The organism is Megasphaera sp. MJR8396C, from assembly GCF_001546855.1.
Taxonomy (GTDB): Bacteria; Bacillota; Negativicutes; order Veillonellales; family Megasphaeraceae; genus Megasphaera.
Map to the genome: position 1 here is coordinate 49,550 of NZ_KQ958195.1, position 7,541 is coordinate 57,090.

Annotated in this window: 6 protein-coding genes and 1 CRISPR repeat array; of the genes, 1 reads left to right on the plus strand and 5 read right to left on the minus strand. The window is 46.1% G+C overall.

Features of this window, described 5'->3' with window-relative positions; translation table 11 throughout:
- Nucleotides 1–126: 126 nt before the first annotated feature.
- Nucleotides 127–2,319 (minus strand): TM1812 family CRISPR-associated protein, encoded by a 2,193-nt coding sequence (locus HMPREF3201_RS07305; protein ID WP_062412430.1) that lies wholly within the window; start codon nucleotides 2,317–2,319, stop codon nucleotides 127–129.
- Nucleotides 2,320–2,412: 93 nt separating this feature from the next.
- Nucleotides 2,413–2,868: a hypothetical protein gene (locus tag HMPREF3201_RS07310; protein WP_206671166.1), complete on the minus strand. Its 456-nt coding sequence runs from the start codon at nucleotides 2,866–2,868 to the stop codon at nucleotides 2,413–2,415.
- Between the two features lie 425 nt (nucleotides 2,869–3,293).
- Between HMPREF3201_RS07310 and HMPREF3201_RS07315 the strand changes: the two genes are divergently transcribed.
- On the plus strand, nucleotides 3,294–4,565 hold the full coding sequence (locus tag HMPREF3201_RS07315) for a hypothetical protein (RefSeq protein WP_062412432.1): 1,272 nt from the start codon (nucleotides 3,294–3,296) through the stop codon (nucleotides 4,563–4,565).
- A gap of 272 nt (nucleotides 4,566–4,837) precedes the next feature.
- Here the strand turns inward: HMPREF3201_RS07315 and HMPREF3201_RS07325 are convergent, their stop codons facing one another.
- From HMPREF3201_RS07325 to cas2, 3 genes are read right to left on the minus strand one after another with little or no spacing between them, the layout of a single operon-like run.
- Nucleotides 4,838–5,575 carry a hypothetical protein gene (locus tag HMPREF3201_RS07325; RefSeq protein WP_062412434.1) on the minus strand — a complete coding sequence of 246 codons (738 nt, stop codon included), beginning with the start codon at nucleotides 5,573–5,575 and terminating at the stop codon, nucleotides 4,838–4,840.
- A 19-nt stretch (nucleotides 5,576–5,594) separates the two neighbouring features.
- On the minus strand, nucleotides 5,595–6,566 hold the full coding sequence (gene cas1 / locus HMPREF3201_RS07330; RefSeq protein WP_062412435.1) for a CRISPR-associated endonuclease Cas1: 972 nt from the start codon (nucleotides 6,564–6,566) through the stop codon (nucleotides 5,595–5,597).
- A 13-nt stretch (nucleotides 6,567–6,579) separates the two neighbouring features.
- The gene (cas2, locus tag HMPREF3201_RS07335) at nucleotides 6,580–6,855 is read right to left on the minus strand and encodes a CRISPR-associated endonuclease Cas2 (protein WP_062412436.1); all 276 of its coding nucleotides are present in this window, start codon (nucleotides 6,853–6,855) and stop codon (nucleotides 6,580–6,582) included.
- Nucleotides 6,856–6,919: 64 nt separating this feature from the next.
- A CRISPR array of direct repeats spans nucleotides 6,920–7,474; the repeat unit is 36 nt; unit sequence GTTTCAGTCCCCTTACGGGGAAATGGGTAATACGAC.
- Nucleotides 7,475–7,541: the final 67 nt, after the last annotated feature.

Sequence of the window (7,541 nt, forward strand, 5' to 3'; positions counted from 1 at the left end):
AAATTTTCAAACCTACCGGGTTTTTGACCCCAAAATAGGTTTTCTACAGGCTAAGGTATTACCCTTATTTATATTTAGTATACTTTTTTTGACTTATCTTGTCAAAGGTTCAAGCTCTCGATATTTTCACGATTTGAGCCCATCGATGTCTTCCATTCGCCGCAGTAAGTCGAGGACCAGGTCTTTTATCGCCTCCGTCGACAAAGAGTCTTCGTCATTGGCGTGGTTGATGTTATTCCGTTCATTACGGATTTGGAAGTAGTTATAGAGAATCTCCATGGTAGCCTCGGCCGGGCGTTTATAAGCGACGTCATCGTTGCTCATCATTTGCAAGTAATTGGCTTTTCGGATGTTCCATTTGTATTCTAAATCAGAGATATCGAAAACGTCCTCTTCAGAGACCGCCTCACCTTCCAAACTTTCATCAGCCACAGTTTCTTCTGCCTCATCGGAGTGGTTTTCTTCCTTCTCTGATATTTCACAGGACGGATTTTCCTCGGACGCCCCGTCGTTTTCGGAAGCTTCCGCCAATACATCCGCTTTAGACACCGTATTGTCTCCCGAAATTTCACCCGACTGATTTTCTTCAGACGGTTGGTCCTCTTCTAAGGGCTCATTAAGCTTCAACAAGGTCTGAAATAAGTCATACGAGGCCATTTTCAGGAAATCATAGACATCTCCCATCTGAAGGGTTTTAAAGTATTCTTCTGCAGTCTGATTAAAGGCCGGAGTTTCTTTGGCTTTCTCGTACATGGTCAGTAGTGTCATATGGATTCTCGGCCATGTTTCTTTCAGTTGTTCCGCTGTCAGCCGGCCTTTTTTTAGGTCGGAAAGCGCCCGCGCTCCGAAGGGCAATTCTTCCAGCAAAGGCCTTACAAAATCGGCATCATCTTTGAAAAGCTTCGAGACAGAGGAAAAATTCCCTGAGCATTCAAAAATTCGAACCATGGTCCGCAGCCTCGTTTCCTGCCTTTCCCAATCGACCGGTCTCAATCGCTCTTGCCAATACTGTTTCAAGGAAATAACCCGGTATCCCTTGAAGGTAAGTCTGCGGCATTCCTTCCGAGGAAACTCAAGGTCTTTTTTCAAGGCCATGTCGCGATTTCTGTTCAAAGGAACTTTGCCATCCCCTTTCAAGGACGGTTTATGATTTTCCTGCAAAGGCAAACTGTCGTCTTCTTTCACAGAGGCTTCACTACCTTTATTCAAAGGCTTCTCGAGTTTTTCTTGCCAATGCTCGACCATAAGGGCATTTAAAAAATACTGCTGCCACGTCTGGTAGTTCATTTTTTGCTTGGTACACTTGGTGATGATAGAATCATTGACAGGATAAAAAATACGCCGGCTCACGATTTCACCGGGGATCCATTCGCTGCACAAGGTCATAGCCTGCTGAAGGTAGCCCTTTTCGACGCACCAGCGGATGATATCAAAGTTGGTAAAGTCATCTTGTAATAGCGAACCGTACTCTGATTTAAAGACTTCCAAGATGCGCAGAAAAATCTTTTCCTGCAAAGAAACGGCCCCGGCCTGTTCAAAGTCCCGCAAGGCTTCTTGAAGTTTCTTCGCCAGCGGTGTAATTTTCCCAGTCCGGCAGATTCGGACGGCATTGGTAAAGTCACGCATGGTCTGTAAGAGCCGCTTCGTTTCCCTCGTCTGTTCAGAGCCTTCCATATAGGCCGTGATTTCACGGGTACTGCCGAAATTGATGAATTCATCGGCGCCGGAAATGAGGTTGAACATGCGGTAGATGTCGGTTACATTTTCGACCTGTTGTTCATTACGATTGGAATAAAGGACGGACATCGTCCGAATGCCGCGGTATTTCAAGAGCTGCATGACTGACAGCATCATCATCGAAGCATGGCGAAAACCGCCGGTAAAATCGGCGTGGAGTGCCACCTCTTCCGGAAGCCACGATTGGGACTCCATAAAGGTACGGATGGTGTCGGCCATGGTAAGGACCTGGCGAATACTTTCCTCGGTCTGACTGCGTTCATCGTAATCGATGCGGACGCAGTGGGCAGCAAAGGATTGTATCCGTTCGAGGAACAGGGCCTCATGAGTCAAGGTTCGCTCATCCCCTGTTTCGTCGATATAGCGGATTTCTTCCTGCGTTCGTTTCGTTGAAAAGTAGAACAGGCAGTCCAGCCTCTCCCCCTGCTTTTTTAATAGATCGGCCGTCCGGCGAACGGCCGACTCGTTGGTCTGCACGCAGTATATCATCGTCCCATCGAGATGATGATAGCGAGAAACGGATAAGGTACGGTCGTCATTGAGATGGACTTCACTTAAAAACAGTAACATGATATGCTTCATCGATTCGCTCCTCTTTTTGTCAGCCCTCGTCTACGGATGCTGCCCCATAGCCAGGGTAAAAGCCCGTATCCGTGAAGTCGCCGACGTGCCCGTTCAGGGTTTAAAATGGATCGGATAGACGTGCTGTCCCGGTGCCACGCGACCTTCTTTGCCGCCCGGCATTTCAGCTTCTATCGAAATTTGCCCTTTAGGCGGTCCAAAGGTCAATACTTTTTCGGCCAGCAGTCGCTTTCTAAAGGATTCGAAAAAGGACCGGACCCTCATTTCTTTCACACGGCCAAAGAGTCCCGTTTCCTCGATCCTCGGCTCATCGTAGACATAAATCAGCTCGATCCGGTCGCTATAGATATGGGCCATGGTATTCTTATCGCCGGCGACGACGTCAATCCGATTCGCTCGGTCGACGTAGGTTATGTCGGGATGGGTGAAGATTTCACAGGCATCCTGAAAAGCCTCGTTGGCGGTCAATTCCCCGAGACCGGTAAGGCTGCAGTCCACGAAACGAAACGTGTATCGGTCTTCGATCAGGATAATATCGTCAGTAAACATATCCCCCATGACACTTCCCTTCTTTCTTCTAATCCACAAAGACAAGACAACCTCCAGACACAGGAATCAGCTCCTATATCTGGAGGTTTTCCACGACGAATACATTCCCTTTATTTACGTTTAGTATACGTTTTTTCACCTTCTCTTGTCAAATGAGTCACATCCCGTCATAGTCCGATCTTTAGCGGATATTTCAAGGTCCGTCGATTTGAAATAAACCTTCTGTGCCCTAATATAAAGGAACAAAAGATTCCAGTTGTATACAATATTGTGATATAATGGTAATATATACTATACCCTAACGGAAGAATGGGTTTTACATGGCAGCCGAAAAAGAAGATTAGGATGAAGAAGGTCTTTTGTTCGAAACGGAATCTGATGCCGTCATGTACGCTGCAAACCCTTAGAAAGGAGCGTGACGGATCATGGATGCCGCCGCTATAAAAAAGTATAAAAGCAAGGATAATTGGTACGACATGTTAAAAACTGCCGGATGCACGGCAAAACAGTTATCTCCGGAAATTCAAGAGATGTCGAAAAAGAAGGACATCGAAGTGTTGTTAGACGTCGCCATGGCCTACAGTCAGCTCAGCAATATACGATGGGAACGAGATTCACGAGGTCGGAAAACAAAAAACTCGAACGCCCTCGAAGCTAACGATTGTTTCTTAAGAGCTGTCGAGATATACGCTAAAATTCTCGAACTTGATAAAAGAAATGTTATGGCTTATCAGTCTAAAGCATACGATTTCTATAAATATGTTATCGACCATTTTACAGGCAAGAATAAGCCTGCCCTCAAAAACATGAAAGACGTCAATATCGTCGAATGTTTTGACAAGATGAACGCGACGTACGATATGTTATTTGCCATTGATAGGCCACTTGCTCCCGTATCTGAAATAAAAGCTAAGTATCGTCGCGGAAAAGCTTGGGGAGAAGTTGTTCTGAATCCTACAAATCCAATCGGGCAAAAAATCCGAGATCATATCCAAAAGTCCCGCACATCGATGATGATTCATGCTGTAAAAGACCTTCAGAGAGCCATTGCAATATACGAATCACTCGAGAAAAAAGTTGATAAAGACGCCGCATATAATCTGTATATCAAATCACTGTATACACTCGGAGTGTTGTACACAAACAATGTTTATGACAACTCATTGAAAAAGATTCAGATAAACAATAAAAATACTTCTATCTTCTTAGAATTTATTAATAATCCGGAAACCGTAGACCTTACGCAATATCGACCGGCACAACATCTCGAAAATCTCACAAAAGCCCACGACTGTTTCCAAACCATTTTAAACTCCTACAACATCGAACGATATACCAAAATCGATATGAAACAATTAGCATGGGAAAAAGAAGTGAGATATCCAATCTCCCCGCACTATATTTTCTATCGGTTCGGTACCTTATATGCCAAATGGTTCCTGGTACATGCCATTCCGCAGAAAACGCGCTATACCCAGTTGGACAAAGCTTACATAGGCGTATATTTCTTCTTTTTGGCCAATGAATACTGCCTCTGGAGAAAAAAGATGCGTCTGCCCCTGGCGAAGTACGACTATATTTTGAAAGAAATGAATAAACTGCTGAAAGCAGCCGCCATTGACTTCTACAGGGACGAACATATTAAAAATATGCTGTCCAACTTCGATACCGTCCTCACAAAAATCGAGTTGCCGTGATAACGGCCCATCCCCTCGGGGCATCAAGGAAAAAAGCCTTCTCGACAAACGTTTCAAATTAAGCTATAATAAAGATAGGAAATCGTACTTGGTCATATTATCATCTCCTTTCACGAGGAGGAAAAAGGGAGTCAGCGTCAACTGGCTCCTTTTTTCATGCCCAAAAGACAAGGCCTGTCGACACAGCTGTCGGCAGGATTTTTTTGCATGATAGGCTCCCATATTTAAAATCCCTGAGATTTGCTTATACAGCAGTCTCAGGGATTTTTTTGTCATTCAGCACTGCCCTTTATTCTTCGGCTGTATTGCTCCCCAGCCAACCAAGTGATCAATTTGGTATTCAAGGCATCGTAGCGACGATAAATTTGCTGTAGGATACGGCATTCTTCTTCTACGGCCTTTTCGTAAGCCAGCACCTTCTGATGTTGTTTGCGAACACTTTTATCCCACAGGTATCCGCCGGTTGCAATAGCCGGCACGGCAAAGGTTGTCCCCAAAGCGGCCACGCCGCCTGCGATGCCGAGACCGCCGGCCGCAAGAGATCCTCCGCCAAGACTGGCCAAGGCAGCTCCAGCCGCAGCAGCCCCATGAAGGCTGGCAATGGCCGTACCCGTCGAGGCCGTTCCCAATACCGCCGTTCCGCCCAAGGTTGAAGCCGCAGCAAAGGCTCCAGCAGCAGCGCCCTTAAACAGGAAAGAACCGTCTTGCTGTAGTTTACAGTCAGGAAATTCTTTTTCTAGAGAATGAACGATGGGGTACGGAATCTCACCGTCGGTCAGCCCATATCGTTTGCAAAGTCCGATCAGGGACTGGGTCTTTTCGATGATCAGGGATAATCGGCTGACTTCTCGTTGATACTTTTCGGATGCAGCCTGCCAGCGGCATTGATTTTCCTCTAGGAGTTTTTTCGTTTCCAGGCAATGCTTCACACCTGATTTAGCCTTATCAAGACCGACTTCCGATGCCTTTTTTACCCCAAGACCGGCCATTTTCAATAAACCATTTCCCATGGTATCCCTTCTTTCTGTATTACAACGTAGTGTCCGAAGCCGTAAATAGATGACGAGCAAAATCTTCGATTTGTGAGCGAATCCATTCCCGCGGCGTTTGATCCTGACAGCTCTTAGAAATGACCTGCATATATTTTTCATATTGATAAATCCATACCTTGCGGGCCTCTTCCGTGAAGCGACAGCCGTCGGCTAAGGTTTCAAATTGTTCCGGCGAGAATATCTTTAAGTTCACGGCGCGAAAGACGAAGCGGTCGATTACATTGGGGCGAAAGAGCTCCATAAAATCGAAGACCAAACTGTCTCTCGTTCCCGTATTGCTGTGGAAAAATCCGAGCCGACAGTCCATCCCGGCCCCGGCAATGGCTACGCGGACTTCGCGTTCTAAAAAAGTATATCCATAACTGAGCATGGCGTTTAACGGATCCTTGGGCGGTCGTCGATTCCTCCCATTCCAAGGCCAAAGGTCGGTGTCGACCATGAAGGGAACGGCTTGAAAGTAGGTTCTCGTCGCAATCCCTTCCAGGCCGCGCAACACTTCAATGTCGTCTGTTTGGGAAATCCTTTTGGCATAACGGGCAATCTGCTTGGCCAACTTCAATAATTCGTCATGATACTTCGATTTTGCATAGCTCTTTAAAAGTGACTGCTGATTTTCCAATTTGACGGCCAAAATACTGCGAATCAGCAAAATCTGCTGTGGTTCTTGGGAAAAATACTGCATTTGACAGAGACTTCGCTGCAGACTACACGGCAAATTGCCTAAGACACCGACGACGTGCCCCAAGAAATCGACGTAAATGATGGGAATCCGATGTTCCAACAAGGCATAGACGGCTTCCGGTGTAATCTTGCCGCCCTTATTGAGGACGATTTGCTCGACGTTTTGAATAGGTAGACTCTTATGACTTCCATCAGCCCTGCCGATGAGTAGGCGGTCTTTGATTTTCCGCAAGTAACTGCCGGTCGAGAGCAAGTAGAGAACACTCATGACATCCCTTCTTTCAGGCAATGATACAATACGTTTCACTTTCAATGGCCGTGCCAAGGGTCTTCATCTTGCTTTCGCAGCTCCGACACAGGGGAACGATAAGAATCGCTTTCTTTGAAGCATCGTGCGTCAAAACAATGAGGCGCTTATAGACTTCCGCCATGCCCTTTTCCGTGTTTTCACACATAAAGACACTGTACTGGATACGAAAAGCAAAGCCTTCTAAATACTTAGCGACCTTGGTACGAAGTTTCGTATCCGCAATATCATAGCAAATAAGATACCGCATGGACAGCACCACCTCCATCAGGCAAAAAAAATATAAAAAAATCAGGACAAGTTTTCACTTATCCTGTCAGACCCCTTACGGGGAAAATGGGTAGCTCCAAGTATGACTTTCTCTCGTTCATGGTCTTACTGGCGATGTTTCAGTCCCCTTACGGGGAAATGGGTAATACGACACATGCAAAACAATAGCAGCGATGAGTCGCCCTGACTCGTTTCAGTCCCCTTACGGGGAAATGGGTAATACGACGAGAACGTCCATTCAATAAAATGATGGCTTTATTCCAAGAGTTTCAGTCCCCTTACGGGGAAATGGGTAATACGACTCGAAAATCCGTCGACAATTACAGGTATCAAATGGTGGTTTCAGTCCCCTTACGGGGAAATGGGTAATACGACGTTAAAATTTTCTTATCGCGATTTAATGTTAAATCGTAGTTTCAGTCCCCTTACGGGGAAATGGGTAATACGACCGAAAGCCATCGAGAAATACGGATGGCTCTTTAAGCGGTTTCAGTCCCCTTACGGGGAAATGGGTAATACGACGACGAAATTATCGAAGCTACCTATAAAGCAGCTGTCGACGAGTTTCAGTCCCCTTACGGGGAAATGGGTAATACGACATGCGCTGCTTTGTGATGGCCGCAACGGCATTACCGCCGGGTTTCAGTCCCCTTACGGGGAAATGGG

Excerpts from the sequence above, each read along its gene's own strand:
- HMPREF3201_RS07305 (WP_062412430.1), bottom strand. The coding sequence starts at position 2,319 with ATGAAGCATATCATGTTACTGTTTTTAAGTGAAGTCCATCTCAATGAC.
- HMPREF3201_RS07310 (WP_206671166.1), bottom strand. The coding sequence starts at position 2,868 with ATGTTTACTGACGATATTATCCTGATCGAAGACCGATACACGTTTCGT.
- HMPREF3201_RS07315 (WP_062412432.1), top strand. The coding sequence starts at position 3,294 with ATGGATGCCGCCGCTATAAAAAAGTATAAAAGCAAGGATAATTGGTAC.
- HMPREF3201_RS07325 (WP_062412434.1), bottom strand. The coding sequence starts at position 5,575 with ATGGGAAATGGTTTATTGAAAATGGCCGGTCTTGGGGTAAAAAAGGCA.
- cas1 (WP_062412435.1), bottom strand. The coding sequence starts at position 6,566 with ATGAGTGTTCTCTACTTGCTCTCGACCGGCAGTTACTTGCGGAAAATC.
- cas2 (WP_062412436.1), bottom strand. The coding sequence starts at position 6,855 with ATGCGGTATCTTATTTGCTATGATATTGCGGATACGAAACTTCGTACC.